The sequence below is a fragment of the Pseudomonas sp. LH1G9 genome, assembly GCF_002949975.1.
Classification (GTDB): domain Bacteria; phylum Pseudomonadota; class Gammaproteobacteria; order Pseudomonadales; family Pseudomonadaceae; genus Aquipseudomonas; species Aquipseudomonas veronii.
Genome location: NZ_CP026880.1, coordinates 513,968 through 531,333, shown reverse-complemented (window position 1 = coordinate 531,333; position 17,366 = coordinate 513,968). Strand labels below are relative to the sequence as shown.

Annotated in this window: 13 protein-coding genes; 4 read left to right on the top strand and 9 right to left on the bottom strand. The window is 57.8% G+C overall.

Annotated features, from left to right (window positions below; translation table 11 throughout):
• Positions 1 to 97: 97 nt before the first annotated feature.
• Together hrpA and aceK are read right to left on the bottom strand one after the other, a co-directional pair.
• Positions 98 to 4,009, bottom strand: a complete 3,912-nt coding sequence (gene hrpA, locus C5F70_RS02510; protein WP_104902677.1) for an ATP-dependent RNA helicase HrpA — start codon at positions 4,007 to 4,009, stop codon at positions 98 to 100.
• Between the two features lie 70 nt (positions 4,010 to 4,079).
• Positions 4,080 to 5,801, bottom strand: a complete 1,722-nt coding sequence (gene aceK / locus C5F70_RS02505) for a bifunctional isocitrate dehydrogenase kinase/phosphatase (RefSeq protein ID WP_057003832.1) — start codon at positions 5,799 to 5,801, stop codon at positions 4,080 to 4,082.
• 255 nt (positions 5,802 to 6,056) lie between these two features.
• Between aceK and C5F70_RS02500 the strand changes: the two genes are divergently transcribed.
• From C5F70_RS02500 to C5F70_RS02485, 4 genes are all read left to right on the top strand, one after another.
• The gene (locus C5F70_RS02500) at positions 6,057 to 6,947 is read left to right on the top strand and encodes a DMT family transporter (RefSeq protein WP_104902676.1); all 891 of its coding nucleotides are present in this window, start codon (positions 6,057 to 6,059) and stop codon (positions 6,945 to 6,947) included.
• 88 nt (positions 6,948 to 7,035) lie between these two features.
• Positions 7,036 to 8,634, top strand: a complete 1,599-nt coding sequence (locus C5F70_RS02495) for a hypothetical protein (RefSeq protein ID WP_104902675.1) — start codon at positions 7,036 to 7,038, stop codon at positions 8,632 to 8,634.
• 177 nt (positions 8,635 to 8,811) lie between these two features.
• Positions 8,812 to 10,239 carry a hypothetical protein gene (locus C5F70_RS02490; protein WP_104902674.1) on the top strand — a complete coding sequence of 476 codons (1,428 nt, stop codon included), beginning with the start codon at positions 8,812 to 8,814 and terminating at the stop codon, positions 10,237 to 10,239.
• Positions 10,240 to 10,873: 634 nt separating this feature from the next.
• Positions 10,874 to 11,353 carry a hypothetical protein gene (locus C5F70_RS02485; RefSeq protein ID WP_104902673.1) on the top strand — a complete coding sequence of 160 codons (480 nt, stop codon included), beginning with the start codon at positions 10,874 to 10,876 and terminating at the stop codon, positions 11,351 to 11,353.
• Between the two features lie 170 nt (positions 11,354 to 11,523).
• Here C5F70_RS02485 and C5F70_RS02480 read toward each other — a convergent pair whose 3' ends face one another.
• The 7 genes from C5F70_RS02480 to C5F70_RS02450 form a co-directional block, all read right to left on the bottom strand.
• Complete coding sequence (locus tag C5F70_RS02480; RefSeq protein ID WP_104902672.1) at positions 11,524 to 11,784, bottom strand: DUF6429 family protein; 261 nt, start codon at positions 11,782 to 11,784, stop codon at positions 11,524 to 11,526.
• Between the two features lie 67 nt (positions 11,785 to 11,851).
• The gene (locus C5F70_RS02475; protein WP_104902671.1) at positions 11,852 to 13,384 is read right to left on the bottom strand and encodes an IS66 family transposase; all 1,533 of its coding nucleotides are present in this window, start codon (positions 13,382 to 13,384) and stop codon (positions 11,852 to 11,854) included.
• Between the two features lie 18 nt (positions 13,385 to 13,402).
• Positions 13,403 to 13,762 carry an IS66 family insertion sequence element accessory protein TnpB gene (tnpB, locus tag C5F70_RS02470; protein ID WP_019412232.1) on the bottom strand — a complete coding sequence of 120 codons (360 nt, stop codon included), beginning with the start codon at positions 13,760 to 13,762 and terminating at the stop codon, positions 13,403 to 13,405.
• Positions 13,763 to 13,964: 202 nt separating this feature from the next.
• A complete protein-coding gene (locus C5F70_RS02465; RefSeq protein ID WP_104904522.1) occupies positions 13,965 to 14,372 on the bottom strand; it encodes a GtrA family protein in 408 nt (135 codons plus the stop codon).
• Complete coding sequence (locus C5F70_RS02460) at positions 14,372 to 15,325, bottom strand: WxcM-like domain-containing protein (protein WP_104902670.1); 954 nt, start codon at positions 15,323 to 15,325, stop codon at positions 14,372 to 14,374. The genes C5F70_RS02465 and C5F70_RS02460 overlap by 1 nt, the downstream gene beginning before the upstream one ends.
• Positions 15,312 to 16,262, bottom strand: a complete 951-nt coding sequence (locus C5F70_RS02455; RefSeq protein WP_104902669.1) for a glycosyltransferase family 2 protein — start codon at positions 16,260 to 16,262, stop codon at positions 15,312 to 15,314. The genes C5F70_RS02460 and C5F70_RS02455 overlap by 14 nt, the downstream gene beginning before the upstream one ends.
• Entirely contained in the window at positions 16,259 to 17,356 is a 1,098-nt protein-coding gene (locus C5F70_RS02450; protein ID WP_104902668.1) for a DegT/DnrJ/EryC1/StrS aminotransferase family protein, read from the bottom strand. The genes C5F70_RS02455 and C5F70_RS02450 overlap by 4 nt, the downstream gene beginning before the upstream one ends.
• Between the last annotated feature and the right edge of the window lie 10 nt (positions 17,357 to 17,366).

Below are 17,366 nucleotides of genomic sequence, written 5' to 3'. Positions count from 1 at the left end.
CATCACGACGCTCCCGGCATTTATAACCGCGAAGTTTGCCACAAACCTGGGGATTTGGCGCCATATCCCGGATAAGCGCCATTGCCCATTGGGGTGATCACGCTTCGACCAGGCTCCATTGCTTGCTCAGGCGCTTGTCGGAAATCGGCACCCGGGTGCCCAACTGCTGGGCAAACAACGACACCCGATATTCCTCCAACCACCAGCGATAGAGCGCTAGCTGGGGGTCGTGCTTGCCTTCCTGGGCATGCTTGTTCAAACGGTTCTGGTACTGCGCCCACAGGCCCGCCAGCTCGCCGCTCCACACCCGATCTTTTTGCACCTGGCTGGGCAGTTTTTCCAGACGCAGCTCGATCGCCTTGAGGAAACGCGGCAACTCCTTGAACCACTGCGCCGGAGTTTCGCGCACAAAGCCGGGATAAACCAGATTGCTCAGTTGCAGCTTGATATCGTTCAAGGCCACCGCCTGGGCCAGGTCGATCTTGCCTTTGAAGCGCTTTTGCAGGCCGTGCCAGAGTTTCAACACGTCCAGGGTCAAGCGCGCCAGGCGCTCGGCGTGTTCGGTCCAACCGCCACGCTTGCGCTCGGCCAGCGCCGCCAGCCCGGCGCCGTCACGCGGCAGGCTGGCTTCGCCTTCCAGCACGCAGCTGTCGAGGCTGGCCAGCAAAATATCTTCCACCAGCGCCTCGATGCGCCCCAGTTCGCGGTGCATCAGGCCCAGCTCGGTCAGGCCGGGCAATTTGCCGCGCAGGAATTTTGCCGGTTCGGCCAATTGCTGCATCAGCAGGCGCTGCAAGGCCCGACGGTGTTGGAACTCGGCCTCGGCGGCGGTGGAGAAACGTCCTTCCTTGACCGTGCCGTTTTCTTCCACCAGCGCCGGGTACACCGTCATCGACAGCCCGGCGATCTTTTGCTGGGTCTTCTCGGCCACCGCCGCGAACACCTTGGCTTCCACCGGCTGTTGGCTTTTTGCCGTTTGCGGCACGGCCAACGCGGCCTGGCTGGCCTCGGCAAAGCGCGCGGTCAGTTCGGCCAGGTCGCGGCCTTCGCCGAGAAACTTGCCCTGGCCGTCGACCACTTCCAGGTTCATCTTCAGGTGGCTTTCCACCTGTTGCGCGGCCTCGGCCCAGGCTTCATCGCTGACGCGCGCGCCGGTCATGCGCAGCAGTTCGCGCCCCAGCGCCTGGGGCAGCGAGCCCTGGGCGAATTCGATACGTTGCAGGGCGGCCCTGACGAAGTCCGGCACCGGCACGAAATTCTTGCGCAGGGCCTTGGGCAGGTTGCGCACCAGGGCGATGCACTTGGCTTCGATCACCCCCGGTACCAGCCATTCCAGGCGTTCGGCGGGCAACGCCGGCAACAGCGGCGCCGGCACGCGCAAGGTCACGCCGTCACGCGGGTGGTTGGGTTCGAAGTGGTAACTCAAGGCCAGCGCCAGATCGCCCAGGTGCAGGGTGTCCGGGTAATGCGCGGCGGTGACTTCGCTGGCGTCGCGGGCCAGCACGTCTTCCTCGCGCATGATCAACAATTGCGGGTCTTTCTGGCTGTTGACCTTGTACCAGCTGTCGAACGTCGCGGTCTGGTGGATCTCCGCCGGCAAGCGCGCATCGTAGAACGCGTACAGCGTCTCTTCGTCGGCCAGGATGTCGCGCCGACGCGCCTTGGCTTCCAGCTCGTCGAGCTGCTCCAGCAACTGCTGATTGGCGGTCAGGCACTTGGCCCGGGACTGGATTTCGCCGCGCACCAGGCCTTCGCGGATAAACAGCTCGCGCGACACCACTGGGTCGACCGGCCCGTAATGCACCGGCCGGCGCCCGACCACGATCAGCCCGAACAGGGTGATCTGCTCGAACGCCACCACTTGGCCGCGCTTCTTCTCCCAATGCGGTTCGAAGTGGTTTTTCTTGATCAGGTGCCCGGCCAGCGGTTCGATCCAGTCGGCATCGATCTTCGCCACCATGCGTGCGTACAGCTTGGTGGTTTCGACCAGCTCGGCGGTCATCAGCCACTGCGGACGTTTCTTGCCGATGCCCGACGACGGGTGAATCCAGAAGCGCCGCTGACGCGCACCGAGGTAATCGCCGTCTTCGGTTTTCTGCCCGATCTGACTGAGCAGGCCCGACAGTACGGCTTTGTGCAGTTTCGCGAAGTCGGCCGGTTCCTTGTTGACGGTCAGTTGCATGTCGCGGCAGATCAGGCTCAGCTGGCGATGGGAATCGCGCCACTCGCGCAGGCGCAAGTAGTTGAGGAAGTTCTTGCGACACCAGTTGCGCAGCGGGCTGGCGGTCAGTTCCTGGCGCTGCTCTTCAAAGCCACGCCACAGATTGACCAGCCCGGCGAAGTCCGAATCGGCGTCCTTCCATTGTGCGTGGGCCTGGTCGGCGGCCTGTTGGCGTTCCGGCGGGCGCTCGCGCGGGTCCTGGATCGACATGGCGCTGGCCACGATCAGCACTTCCTGCAGGCTGCCCAGCTTGGCGGCTTCGAGCAGCATGCGGCCCATGCGCGGGTCCACCGGCAGGCGCGCCAACTGGCGGCCCAGCGGGGTCAGTTGGCTGTTGCGGTCAACCGCCGACAGTTCTTGCAGCAGGTTGAAACCATCGCTGATGGCCTTGCCGTCCGGCGGTTCGATAAACGGGAAGTCGCTGATTTCGCCCAGGCGCAGGTGCAGCATCTGCAGGATCACAGCCGCCAGGTTGGTGCGCAGGATCTCCGGGTCGGTAAATTCCGGGCGGCCGATAAAGTCTTCTTCGCTGTACAGGCGGATGCAAATCCCCGGCTCGACCCGGCCGCAGCGGCCTTTACGCTGGTTGGCGCTGGCCTGGGAGATCGCCTCGATGGGCAGTCGCTGCACCTTGGCGCGGTAGCTGTAGCGGCTGATGCGCGCGGTGCCGCTGTCGATCACATAGCGAATGCCCGGCACGGTCAGCGAGGTTTCGGCGACGTTGGTCGCCAGCACCACGCGCCGGCCCGGGTGGGACTGGAAAATGCGCTGCTGTTCGGCCGGTGACAGGCGCGCATACAGCGGCAAAATCTCGGTGTGCTTGAGCTGGGCCTTGCGCAGCATGTCGGCGGCATCGCGAATCTCGCGCTCGCCCGGCAGGAACACCAGCACGTCGCCAGGGCTGCGCCGCTCGCTGCGCTCGTAGGCGGCGATTTCATCGAGGGTGGCGAGGATCGCCTGGTCGACGGTCAAGTCGTCCTCGACGCGGTTGCCCTCCTCGTCCTGTTCCAGGGTCAGCGGGCGATACCAGGTGTCCACCGGGAAGGTGCGACCTGACACTTCGACAATCGGCGCATCGTCGAAATGCTTGGAGAAGCGCTCCAGGTCGATGGTGGCCGAGGTGATGATGACTTTCAGGTCCGGGCGACGCGGCAACAGGGTTTTCAGGTAGCCGAGCAGGAAGTCGATGTTCAGGCTGCGTTCGTGGGCTTCGTCGACGATGATCGTGTCGTAGCGTTCGAGGTAGCGGTCGTTCTGGGTTTCCGCCAGCAGGATGCCGTCGGTCATCAGCTTGATCAGGGTGTTGGAATCACTCTGGTCTTCGAAGCGCACCTGATAACCGACCAGTGCGCCGAGCGGCGTGGCCAACTCTTCGGCAACCCGGCTGGCGACGCTGCGCGCTGCGATCCGACGTGGCTGAGTGTGACCGATCAGGCCGTATTGGCCGCGACCGATCTCCAGGCAGATTTTCGGCAACTGGGTGGTCTTACCCGAACCGGTCTCGCCGGCGATGATCAGCACCTGATGCTTGAGCAACGCCGCCTTGATTTCGTCGCGCTTGGCGGCGATCGGCAGGCTGTCGTCGTAGCGGATCAGCGGCAGGCTGGCGCGCCGCGCCGTGACCTGGGCGCAGGACGCCTGCATGCGCGTCACCCACTGCGCCAGCTTCTCCTCATCGGGCTTCTTGCGCAGCTCGAGCAACTGCCGCCGCAAACGGTGGCGGTCGGCGAGCATGGCGTGATCGAGGTTTTTCAGCAGTTGGTCGATAGCGGGCGCTTGGTCAGTCATCAGGTGCGTTTTGGTCGTCTATTTATGCAGGGGGCGGATTGTCGCAGAAAACCGCCGGCATGCGCGCCCCTCATTCGTTCTCGCGTTCCTTGCGCCGGTACGGAAACACATCGATGACCTTTCCGGCGCGAATCGCGTCCTGCAGGCCCTTCCAGTAGTCGGCATCGTACAACTCGCCGTGCAGTTGATCGAACAGCTTGCGCTGGCCGGCGTCGGCGAACAGGAACGGCGGGAACTCTTCGGGGAACACATCCAGCGGGCCGATGGAGTACCAGGGCTCCGAGGCCATTTCATCCTCCGGCGTGCGGGGCGCGGGGATGTGGCGGAAGTTGGCTTCGGTGAGGTAGCAGATCTCGTCGTAGTCGTAGAACACCACGCGGCCGTGGCGGGTGACGCCGAAGTTCTTCAGCAGCATGTCGCCAGGGAAAATGTTCGCCGCCGCCAGTTGCTTGATCGCCAGGCCATAGTCTTCCAGGGCTTCGCGTTCCTGGGCGGGGTTGGCGTTGTCGAGGTAGAGGTTGAGCGGGGTCATGCGCCGTTCGGTCCAGCAGTGGCGGATCAGCACGGTATCGCCTTCGACGGCAACGGTGCTGGCGGCCACGTCGAGCAATTCGGCCAGGCACTCGGGCTCGAACTTGCTCAACGGAAAGCGAAAATCGGCGAACTCCTGGGTATCGGCCATGCGCCCGACGCGGTCGACGCTTTTGACCAGGCGGTACTTCTCGATCACGGTGGCGCGGCTGACGTTTTTCGACGGCGAGAAGCGGTCCTTGATGATCTTGAACACCGTGTTGAAGCCCGGCAACGTAAACACGCTCATGACCATGCCGCGGATACCAGGAGCCATGATGAACTGATCGTCGGTGGTGGCCAGGTGGTTGATCAGCGCGCGATAGAATTCCGACTTGCCGTGCTTGTAGAAGCCGATCGAGGTGTACAGCTCGGCAATGTGCTTGCCCGGCAGGATGCGCTTGAGGAAGCCGATGAACTCCGCCGGCACCGGCACGTCGACCATGAAGTAGGAGCGGGTGAAGGAAAAAATGATCGACACATCGGCTTCGTCGGTGATCAGCGCGTCGATCTGGATGCCCTGCCCTTCGCGGTGCAGCAGCGGGATTACGAGGGGCCACTGCTCGTCACGGGTGTAGATGCGTCCGACAAGGTAGGCACCCTTGTTGCGGTAGAGCACCGAGGAAAACAGCTCGACCTTCAGCTCAGGGTCCTTGCACACCCAGTCCGGCAGGTTCTCGCGCAGTTGCACTTCGAGGCGGCGCAGGTCGGCCGGCAGGTCCGCGTAGGGCTCGCTGAAGCTGTAATCAGCGAAAATCTGCGCCAGCATGTCGGAAATTTTGCCGACTGGGGTGTAGACCCGGGTTTGCGCCGCCCTCGCCCGGCGCAGGCTCGGCCGCGTGGTGTGGACGAACATGCAGCCGTCACTGATCAGGTCATGGCTGAACAGGCCACAGAAGATCGAGTTGTACCAGGTCTCGGACAGCTCATCGTCAAAGCGCAGGTCGATCAGGCCGATGTAGGCGCTTTTCACCAACGGCCAGGCCTCGATGTCCATCAGGGTGGCGTCATCGAAGCTCGCCCGCAGGCGGCTCGTCACTTCGCTGACTTTCTCCTCATACAGGTTGATACGCGCCGCCGAAGCCGCCTGGCCCTGCTGCCACTGGGCCTTTTCGAAACGTTCACGGGCACCATCGGTGATCTGGCGGAAGTGCTCGCGGTAATCGTCGAAGCCATCAAGGATCATCTGGGCGATAGCGAGGGCGGGTGTGCGCTGCGACATGCGGGAAACCTCGGACGGGTATCTGGAAGCCCAGAGCTTAGCCAGTCAAGGGAGCCAGGAGAAGCAGTCATTTAGCATGCTTGTTTGTGGACTTTCGTTCATTTCGCAGATTTATGGGCGTTATTGGAAACACTCACTGCGGCCAATGCACAAATCGGCCAACACAGCCGATGACGCGGGTTGTCCTGTAATCAGTGATTGTGTCGAGCCAGTCGCTGGGCAACACTCGCCGCCTTATTGATGTAGGAGTTTTCTGTGAGACCTGTCGACACCCTATACCTGCTGGGGCTGGCCGCGATCTGGGGCGCGAGTTTCCTGTTCATGCGTATTATCGCCCCGGAAATCGGCACGCTGCCGACCGCGTTCTTCCGCGTGTCGATTGCCGCCGCCGGGTTGCTGGTGATGCTCGCGGTGATGCGCGTGAACTGGGACTTCCAAGGCAAGTTCAAGACCATCCTGCTGCTGGGCGTAATCAACTCCGGCATACCCGCGACCCTGTACTCCGTGGCGGCCCAGGTGTTGCCGGCGGGTTACTCGGCGATCTTCAATGCCACCACGCCGTTAATGGGCGTGCTGATTGGCGGATTGTTTTTCAGCGAACGCCTGACGCCATCGAAAGTCGCCGGGGTGTGCCTGGGCCTGTTTGGCGTGGGCGTGCTGACCCGCGCCGGGCCGGTGGCGTTTGACCTGGAATTGTTGATGGGCGCGTTGGCCTGCCTGTTGGCCACCACTTGCTATGGCTTTGCCGGGTTTCTTGCGCGCCGCTGGCTGGATCAGCGCGGCGGGCTAGACAGTCGGCTCGCGGCCCTGGGCAGCATGCTCGGCGCGACCTTGTTCCTGCTGCCGCTGTTTGCCTACAGCGCCATCGTTCATCCGCCGGCAAGCTGGGGCGGCTGGCACGTGTGGTTGTCGTTGCTCGGGTTGGGGCTGATGTGTACGGCGTTTGCCTACGTCCTGTACTTTCGCCTGCTGACAGCCATTGGCCCGGTGCGATCGATGACCACCACCTTCCTGATCCCGCCGTTCGGGGTGCTGTGGGGTGCGTTGCTGCTGGATGAGCCGCTGTCGATGGCGCATCTGTATGGCGGGGTGCTGATTGCGGGGGCACTGTGGTTGGTGTTGCGGGTGGGCAAGTCAACCAGGTGAGCGTCGTGGCCGACGCATCGATTCACCTACCCTGAGCCCCGCTGAAGAGGCATAGTGCACGCCATCGGGAAATGACGCGGAATGAACCATGAATCACGCTATACATGAACGGGCCGTAAACACACTCGTTCTTTTGGCCTTGTCGGCCTCTTTCGTCATCGGCAATTTTCTTTGGCAAGGCCATGATAGTTTTAACCTCTGGGATGAAGGGTTCCTGTGGTACGGCGCGAAGCAAATCATTGCCGGGCAAATTCCGATCCGTGACTTCATGGCTTATGACCCTGGCCGATATTTTTGGTCTGCAGGCTACTTTTCCCTTGTAGGCGATACGGGAATCATGGCACTGCGCGCCTCCGTGGCGATGTTTCAAGTATTGGGCGTATATGCAGGGCTTTGGACCATCGCCATTGCGTTACGAGGAAACTCTCTCAAAAAGCTCGCTTTTCTATGTATCACCGGCCTTGCGCTCATGGCCTGGATGTACCCACGGCACAAGATTTTTGATATTTCGATTTCAATGATCATCGTTGCAGGCCTGACTTACCTCCTGCTTAACCCGACAGTAAAACGCTACTTCCTGCTTGGCGTGATCATCGGTCTCGCGGCCGTATTTGGCCGTAATCATGGCGTATACGGCGCCGTGGCCAGCGTAACGGCCATGAGTTGGCTCGCCATTAGGGCATCCGATCAGGGGCAACGATTCAAGGGCGTCCCGGCCTGGGCAGCGGGAGTGGCCGTAGGCTACCTGCCGGTCATCGCCATGTGTTTGTTCATACCCGGTTACTTCTCAGCCTTCATAGACACGATTGTGTTCATGCTCGAACAAGGCAACACCAATCTGCCGCTACCCGTCCCCTGGCCTTGGACCGTTGGCTTCGGAACCGCCGGCGTAGTCATCGAGACCAGATGGTTCCTCATCGGCCTCTGCTTCATGGCATTGCTGGCATTCGGTATTGGCGCACTGGGCTGGGTGTTTAAAGAACGGCTGCGAGGTAGACCCGTGCGCCCTGAACTGGTGGCCGTGGCTTGCGCAACGCTTCCGTATGCCCACTTTGCCTTTGCAAGGGCAGACGTCGGCCACCTCGCGCAGGGCATTTATCCGATGCTCCTCGGTATCTTCATCCTTTTGGCCACACTCAGAACGTGGGCGTCAAAACTGATACTGAGTGTGCTTACCGCCGCTGTCAGCTTGTTCATACTTGCCGCCTGGCAGCCTGGAATACTCGCCCGCACCCAAGATGGCTGGAGGCAGATCAACGTCTCGGGTTCGACCATATCCATGGACCCCGGTACCGCCGATGCGGTACAGCTCCTTAGGGACCTGACTGGCCGTTATGCCCCAGAGGGCCGAACGGTGCTGGTCCTGCCGTTCTGGCCCGGCGCCTACCCCTTGCTGGAACGGGAAGCGCCCCTTTGGGAGATATACGCACTTTCACCGCGCACCGAGGACTTCCAGCGCGCGGAAATCGAACGGATAAAGAATGCCGACCCAGGGTTCGTGCTGGTCTTCAACATGGCGATGGACAGTCGGGAAGCGTTGAGATTTTCCAATTCCCATCGATTGATGGACGACTATATCCGCGCCCATTTTGAACCGGTTCAGCCCACGCCTGATCCGGCCTACCAGATTTATAAAGCGTTACCCAAGGCGAAAATAAACCCGACCAGTGAAAAGGTTGTAGATTGATCGACAAATAGCCAGTTGATTTGTAAACTCGCCGACCGCGAGCATTGACATCGTTACATAGCGCCAACCTGAAAATTGACGCTCGCTCTGGTAACTGAAATTATTATGGATGAGGATGGATCGGTTTTGGTTAACTTTGATCGAAGCCTAGTCGGATTATCTGGCAGGCATGTAGCGATGGCCGTCGTTGCACTAATGTTTCTTACCTACTTATGGATAGGTGTTATTCCACTCCACGAAGGTGCGGGCTGGGACGGGAACGATTATGTCGCGTATGTAAAGTTACTGGCGGCTGGTGTACCGATCACTAACGACCCGTATCGACTCGTCAGAATGTCAGGGTTTGTTCAATTGATGCCTTTCGCCTGGCGCGGAGAAGGGAAGGAAACACTGGTTTTCATTCAGCGGTTGTTCAACATCGGCATTATGGCCGTCGGAACAGGCTGTTTGTTCAGCTGCTTGCGGAAATTGGGCGTGACGCCGCACAAAGCCATTTTATCCGTGATCCTGTTTACATTCAGCTGGGCAAGTTTGGTAATCCCTGTCTTTTATCCGATCCTGAGCGACAACCTGGCGATCCCTTTTAGTTGTATTGCCTTGTGGTGCTGGGTTAATCAGAAAAAATTTGCCCTGCACATTATATGCGCCTGGTTTGTCTGGTTGTTTCCAGCGCTATTTGTTGTCCCACTGGGGTTAATTGCCTTTCCCTACGGTACTATTAACAACACCACGATCAACATCAAGCAAGTTAAACGTATACAAAAATCATTATTTGCACTGTTTTTAGTGATTGGGCTCCTGGCTTACCATCACTTCATGAAAGATATCACCACGCTGAAAATCTCCACTCATATTATCAGCGGCGGGCAAACAGCCCTCGTGGGCTTCATACCGCTCTCACTCTTGGTCCAGTGTATCATTATCGCGTTGCTCGCCTGGATTGCCGCGAGCATTGCGTGCAGCCCGCAACTCTATCGAGGCCTCAAACTTCAAAGCCTGGTGCTGGGCGTCTGTACGGTCGCCATCAGCTTCCTGGTCATGCGTTCCGTGATTGATTTTTCGACCGGTTTCCAAGGCCCGCCGCTGACCGCAAACCTGATGATGCAGAGCGCCGGGGCGCCTCTTAAACCCTGGATATCGCATTTCCTTTACTTTGGTTTCTGCGTTCTGATTGTGGCCATGTACTGCATCCGATGGTCGTTCAACGGCGACCGTACAGTACCGATCGGCCTGCTGGTGATATTCATGCTGTTCTCTCCACTCTTGAGTTTTGGCTCCGAGAGCCGGCAGTGGATCGGGATCTTTCCGGTGGCCATTGTGATCTACGCGCTGATGGAGATTAAATGGCGGCAGCAGGTGTTTCTTGCGATAGTCGCTGTCCTCTCTCTCTTCACGTTGTACGGGCTCAGGGACGCGTCTCAGGCTGCAGTCGAGCAAACCCTGGGGCTGCAAAGCTCCGAATGGCAGTACTACTTCGGTCGTCAAGGCCCGTGGATGTCTGTGGAGTCTTACGAGTCTGGCGTGGTTGCACTGATAATGGTGGCCATCACTTATCTTTACCTGGGTGTAACGGGTAACAAAAAAATGGCCGTACCCGATACCTGAAACTCATGACACAAGCGTCAAAAAGCCCGCCGTTGCGGGCTTTTTCATGGGCATAAAAAGGTATCTCTGCGCTCCCGAACGAATCGACATGCGAAATTCATTGACGGCCGGCGGCCATGGGCCCTCTGGCCGCACGTTATAGAAAGACGGGCAAACTTTCCACGCCAGCACTTTTACTTATAACTTTATAAAGCGCGGTCAATTAAATATTAATGACATTCGAAAACCGAAAAAACATAACCTCATCATCAAGCCCGAGCGGCTACCGCACTGAAAACCTTCACACTGGTTATCCAATGCCTTGTTTTAAAACATGCAGGGCGCGTCGCGGGGTCTAAAACCAGCTCCCAACCCGCGCAGGAGATACTCAACAGACGCGGTATCAATCAGTACCTGCTCACCGACGGCCCGATAAAAAGGCACGACGTGCGCCATCCAGCCATTCCCCCACTCTTGTACTGTGCTGCCAACCACTACATAATCCGACCGCTGAGGTTGATGTCTTTAGCAACAGGGACGGAGACTGTGCCGTCGATAAATCGTCAGTTTTCGCGATACGCCGATAGCACTGCCAAGCATTTATATAGTTAAGAAATCAATGCTATACACACACTGACACCCCTCAGGAAAAACCATGTACAAGATGATTGCGGCAATAAGTTTTCTCGCTTTAACTGCAGCGACAATGACAGGATGCAACGACAAGGATGGGAGCAAGGGAAATGCAGCTGCCGGTAAGACCACTTATTACCCATCAGACAAATGCACCTTTGACACCATCGGTGGAAAGACCGGCGCAAGCGTTTATGTGCCGCGAGGCGTTGTACAATTCACCGGCTGGGCTATCGACACCGTTAACCAAAGTTCGCCAAAGGAACTCAAACTTCGCCTGATCGGCTACAAGGGTGATCCCGCCACCTTCAAGGAATATACCGTTGTTGATCGCCCGGACCTGGTGAAGGCATTCAACAATCAAAAACTCTTGAAAGCCGGTTTCTCCTTCAAGGCCGATTTATCTGCGTTGGAACCCGGTGGCTACAGCGTCTCCATTGAGATCCCTGGAGAAAGCTCCTCGCTTCTGTGCCAATCCAAAGCGTTGCTGGTCATCGAATAACCCTGAAAGCGGCTGCCATTCTCGAAGGTACCGTCAACGGTGCCAAGAGCATGGGCATCAAGTCGCGCGGCGCTGGAGCCTAAAGGCTTTACGCCATTGAAATGCGGAATTCAACGCAACAAAAGTATGCGATCCATAAACCCCACCTACCATATGGCCGTGGTATGAAGTCAGGTATCCGAGTCGGATCCATGCTCCACTTGAGTTCTTACCCCAAACAATCGGTCGGCTATCTGTCGACCGCGCTCCAGCCCTTCAGCCGTCAACCAAATCGATTTGTTCTTGTTCACCGGATTGCTGATGAAACCATGTTCATGCAATCGGCTCATGGTCTCGAAGTCGAACCCTTTCCAAGCATTGCCGTTATCAAAACTGAAGGTTACCAACAGGGCAAGCATGGCTTCTTCAATCAGTTTATCGTCGTATTCCATGATCGTTGCTCCGCTCGTTCTTTAAACTCACCGTAAACCCTACCGGCCATCAAGATGGACAGCGCGTTTAACTATGCGATACCGGCGAGCAGTTCCAGGGCAGTAAAGCTTCGTAGTCCTCAACCGAAGAAGCTGTCGGCAGGCGCTCAAGTACGTGGCGCAGCCACGCATAGGGCTCCTGGCCGTTGGCTTTAGCCGTCTCGACCAAACTGTAAAGTTGAGCACTGGCCGTCGCGCCTTTGGGCGTGTCGCTGAACAGCCAGTTCTTACGCCCGATAACGAAGGGCCTGATCGCACGCTCGGCGGCGTTGTTGTCGATCGGCAAGTAACCGGCTTCGGTGTAGCGAACCAACTTGATCCAGTTGCTGGCCAGGTAGCTGATGGCTTTGCCCAGTGCATTTTGCGCCGTCACTTGTGGCTGGGTTTTCTCCAGCCATGTTTGCAACTGCGCCAACACCGGCAGGCTGCTTTGCTGGCGGCTTTCGTAGCGATGTTCATCGCCGACTTCTTTTAAATCTCGCTCGATACCGTAAAGCTTGTTGATCAGATTCAGGGCGATATCAGCACGCCCGGTTTTGCCTTTAGGCTGCACCTTTTGCGCCTCGACAAACTTGCGTCGCGCATGTGCCCAACAGCCTAAACGTTCGACACCGGATTGCGCGCCCAAGGCGTTATAACCAGCGTAATCATCGGTCATCAGGTAGCCGCGATAACCTTCGAGCAGGCGCGATGGAACCTCCTGCGCCCGGCTGGTCGAGTAGTCAAAAAGGATGACAGGCTGATCCGGCGGCCCGCCGGTTTGCACCCACATCCAGGATTGACTGGTCGGCTCTCGATCAGGCTCTTTCAGCACCTGCACGCGCGTTTCGTCGCAGTGGATGACGCGACTTTCCAGCAGTCGATCACGCATCAAGTTGAGCAAGGGTTGCAGGTGTTCGCCACACTGGATAACCCAGCGTGCCAAGGTTTGTCGTGGAATATCGACGCCGTGGCGACCGAGTACTTTTTCGAAGCGATGCAGGGGCAGGCCATCGACGTATTTGGTCGTCAGCAACATCGCCAAAACGCTGGGGCTAACCATGCTCTTTTCGATCAGCTGCGCCGGTTTGTCGGCGGTGACCAGCGCGGTTTCACAGCCACGGCAGGCGTAGACCTTGCGCACATGTTTGATCACGCGGATTTGCATCGGCACGATCTCGAGCTGCTCGCTGATTTCCTCGCCAATGCTGTGTTTACGGCAACCGCAGGCACAGGTCAGCTCGTGATCGGGCAGTTCGTGAATGACTTCGATACGTGGAAGATCGGCGGGCAGAGGCTTGCGCTTGCCTCGTCGTTTGCTCGGCGCTACGACCTCTTCTTCAACCGTTTCGTCGACAGACTCGGCCACGCTTTCAGCTTCGTTGAACAAGGCCATTTGCGGGGTCGCGGGATCGGCAGTCTGCTCTGACTTGCGCCCGAAAAGACGCTGACGCAACAGCGCGTTTTCTTCTTCAAGATGAACGATCTTGCCCTTATCCGACTCGCGCTCACTCAGCATTTGCTCAAGCAGTTGCTTGAGCAAAACAGGGTCGTCAGGAAGGTCTTTGGGCATGGAAATCATGCCGTGGATTATACCGAATCAGGCGACGAATCGAGGTGTCAAAACTTGATGCGGCCGGTTGCGCCACAAATCAAAACCGTCCAATAACCAGTTGAGTTCTTGAACCGTCAGCACGATGGCTTCATCCGAACAATCCGGCGATGTTTTGAAGCGCTCGGACTCCAGGCGCTTTAGCCAAAGGCAAAAGCCGTTGCGTTCCCAATATAAAATCTTCACTCGGTTTCGAGGCTTGTTGAGGAACACGAAAAGCACCGGATCAAACACCGCGACCTTGATGTCCAGTTCGACCAGAGCGGCGAGGCCGTCGATGGATTTTCGGAAGTCGACGGGCTTGGGGTACAGATAGACTTTTTCGACTTTTGCGTCGGGACGCATCATGAAGTGCTGGCTCCGGAAAGGAATCGGGAGCACATCATCGAGGGTCAGGTGGCGGCTTTGAATGTGAGGTTTATGGAGCGCTTACCAACAAAAAAGCCCCGGGACACCTCGCCGCATTCGCAGCAAGAGGTCCCGGGGCTTAAATTTGCCTGACGGTCAGGTGACGGCAGGCGCTTGGCGCTGCAGTGTCAGCCTTTATCCATCAACCGCGTTTCGGGGCCGTGGAGAACACGTACCTGGAAAGAACAAACGTCATCGGTACCGTGATCGCGATCGCGATTAACGGAGCGACACGGCTATCAAGCCCAAGTTTCTCAACCCACACCCAGAGAATCAAAAGGCTGGTGAGGTATTGCGCCAGATAAACTAACGGAAATAAAGCGACCGATTTGATGCCCTGATGACTCTTGAAAACAAAGTACCGATTGAGGCTGTACGCAAGCACTATCCCGGCCACGTACGCGACCGTATAACTTGTTTTATAGGACAACACATTCAACAGCAGTAAATAGATTCCGTAGGTGACGAGAGTATTGAAACCGCCCGACACCAGGAACCGGGCAAAATCCACCTGCAGGATTTTAGCCGCTGCGCGCTTGATTCCAGGCATCATCGAGCGTTGGCAATCAGCGATTTGAATTCATCGTAGTTGCGGATGTAGTCGGCCGAATCGTAGTAATGCGACGCAAACACCATCAGCACTGCATCATGGGAATAACGATACTGGATGCCCCATGTCATCGGTGGCAGGTAAATACCCTTGTTGGGCTTATCCAGCACGAACTCTTCGCGGTTCCTGCCGTCGTCCGCGACCACATGCACCGAGCCTTTGACGGCAACCAGAAACTGGTGGCAGACCTTATGCGCATGTTCGCCGCGTGTTTCTGCGGTAGGCACGTCATACACTAGGAAATAACGTTCCGATTTGAACGGGATGGTGCGCTCGAATTCACCCGCGGACAGGCTGCCGCGAATGTCAGCGACTTCAGTCATCGTGTGCAACGTCACACCGCTGACCGTGGTTTGGACCACGCCCGGCTTGCTGGCAACCTTTTCAGCCCCCTCCTGGGAGGTGCTGACAGGCTTGGCATCAACGTAGCCGATAATTTTCGCAGGGTTGCCAACAACGATGGCATTGGGCGGGATAGAACGCGTGACCACCGCACCTGCGCCGATCATTGCGTTGGTGCCAATGGTCAGGCCCGGAAGGATCGTGCAGTTGGCGCCCAGCGAGGCGCCCTTGCGGATGATTGTGCGATCGAAGGCCTGCGGGTAGACCTTGCTGCGCGGAAACAGGTCATTCGTGAAGGTTGCATTCGGACCAATGAAGACGTCGTCTTCAATGGTGATGCCATCCCAGACCTGCACGCCGCATTTGAGCGTGACGCGGTCGCCGATGATCACATCGTTTTCAATGAACACGTTGTCGCATACGTTGCACTCACTGCCCAGGGAGGCCCCAGGCAGAATGTGCGCGAACGCCCAGACTCGCGTGTCTTTACCAATATTCTCGGATTCGCACAGTGCATGACTGTGAACGAAGTATTGCTTAGTGCTGCTCATTCTTATCTCCAAAATCTTCAACGCGCATTGGGATCGCCAAGGGTCGATTTTTTGTATTTTCGTAGGTACGCCATGCATAGGAGCCCACGATGCCCAGCCCCAGGAGATTCAAGCAGCCAAGGAAAGTGATTGTCAGCATGATCATCGCGTAGCCCGGCACTTCGATCATGCCGTGCAGCTTCGCCGCCAATGTGAAAACGCCGAACACCGCCGCCAGCACCGAGCCGAAAGCGCCGACGCGGGTCAGCAACCTGATGGGCAGGTCCGTGAAGGAAAACACGCTGTCCATCAGGTAATTGACTTTCTTGCGCAGGGTCCAGGCCGAAGTACCGTGAACTCTTTCTTGACGAGTGTAGGTCACGACTTTGCGGCGATAACCCAACCAGAAAATCTGCGCGATCAGCGAGCTATGTCGCTCATCCAGCGTCAGCAGTGTGTCCCTGAATGCCCGATTGCAGGCAAACATATCGACGCCGCCCGGTGGAATCTCGGGGATGACATACCGGCGGTAAAGGCCCCAGAAGAGGCTGGACGCCATGCGACTGCCCCACGGGTCCTGCCGCCCTTCTCGAACACCAACGACAACATCGGTGTCCTGGCCCAACAGCACGCGGTTCATTTCAAGAACCAGTTCAGGCGGCTCCTGCAGGTCCGCAGCCATCACCGCAAATCGGTCGCCGCTGCCATTTTGCAGCCCTGTACGAATAGCCATGAACGAGCCAAAGTTCTTCGACAGCAAAATGAGCTTGGATCGGAAAGGCTGCGCAGGCAGCTTCTCTCGCAAAATCTCATAGCAACGGTCCGGACTGCCGTCCACAACGAACACAACCTCAAGGTCGTTATCAAGCTGCGTATTCAGGCCAGCTATGGCGACGAGCAGATCGGGAAGATTGCCCTCGTTGCGATATACGGGGATGACCAACGTCAGCAAGGTTATTTCCCCTCAGAGAAGTAAGCAGTGACGGCCTCGATCACGCGATCGACTTCTTCGTCGGTCAGGCCAGGGTAGCAAGGCAGCGAGATAACCGTGTCACACGCTTGCTCGGTCACGCTCAAAGCGGCTGGCGTGGCAGCGTAAGCCGGTTGCTTGTGGTCAGCGATCGGGTAATGGATGTCGGTGCTGACGCTCTTTTCTTTCAACGCTGCAGCAAACTCCGCTCTCGCTTTCACACGCACGACGTAGAGGTGGCTTACATAATCTTCGCCGGTGGAGCACGGCAATTGCATATCCAGTGCCGCGAACGCCGCGTTGTAGCGCTTGGCGATCGAACGACGTTGCTCGTTCCAGGTATCCAGATGCGGGAGTTTCACACGAAGGATCGCGGCCTGCATTTCGTCAAGGCGGCTGTTGCGGCCGCCAGGGACGGACACTTGGTACTTTTGAGTCCAGCCGTATTGGCGCAACTGACGGATGCGAGTCGCGAGTTCGTCGTTATCGGTGACCACTGCGCCACCATCACCCAGGGCACCAAGATTTTTGGTGGGGTAAAAGCTGAAGCACGCAATCGTGCCAAAACTGCCGGCCTGTTTGCCATTGCGTCGCGCACCGTGGGATTGGGCGCAATCCTCCAACACCGGGACGCCGGCAGCCGAAGCGATACGGACGATTTCCTCGATGTTGGCCAGTTGACCGTAAAGGTGCGTCACGATCACCGCTGCGGGTTTGCTGTCCAATACGGCAGCAAGAGCTTTCGGGCAAATAGTCAAGCTGGTCGGGTCGACGTCAACGTACACAGGCTCTGCGCCGACCGCATGAATCGCGGTGCTGCCGTAGAAACCAGCGTTGGCAACGGCAACGACGTGGTGGCCGGACTCAACGCCAAGGCCCTTCAACGCAAGCTCAAGCGCATCTGAGCCGTTGGCAACACTGATGCAGTGCTTGATGCCTACATAGTTTGCGAATTCCTCTTCGAACAGCTTCACCTCGTTCCCGAGAACGTACCAGTGGCTGTCCAATACAGCTTTCAGAGGGGTGACAAAATCAAGGCCAGCGTTTGCCTTGACGGCCGAAAAAAGAACGATATTTTCCATAAAAAGTCCA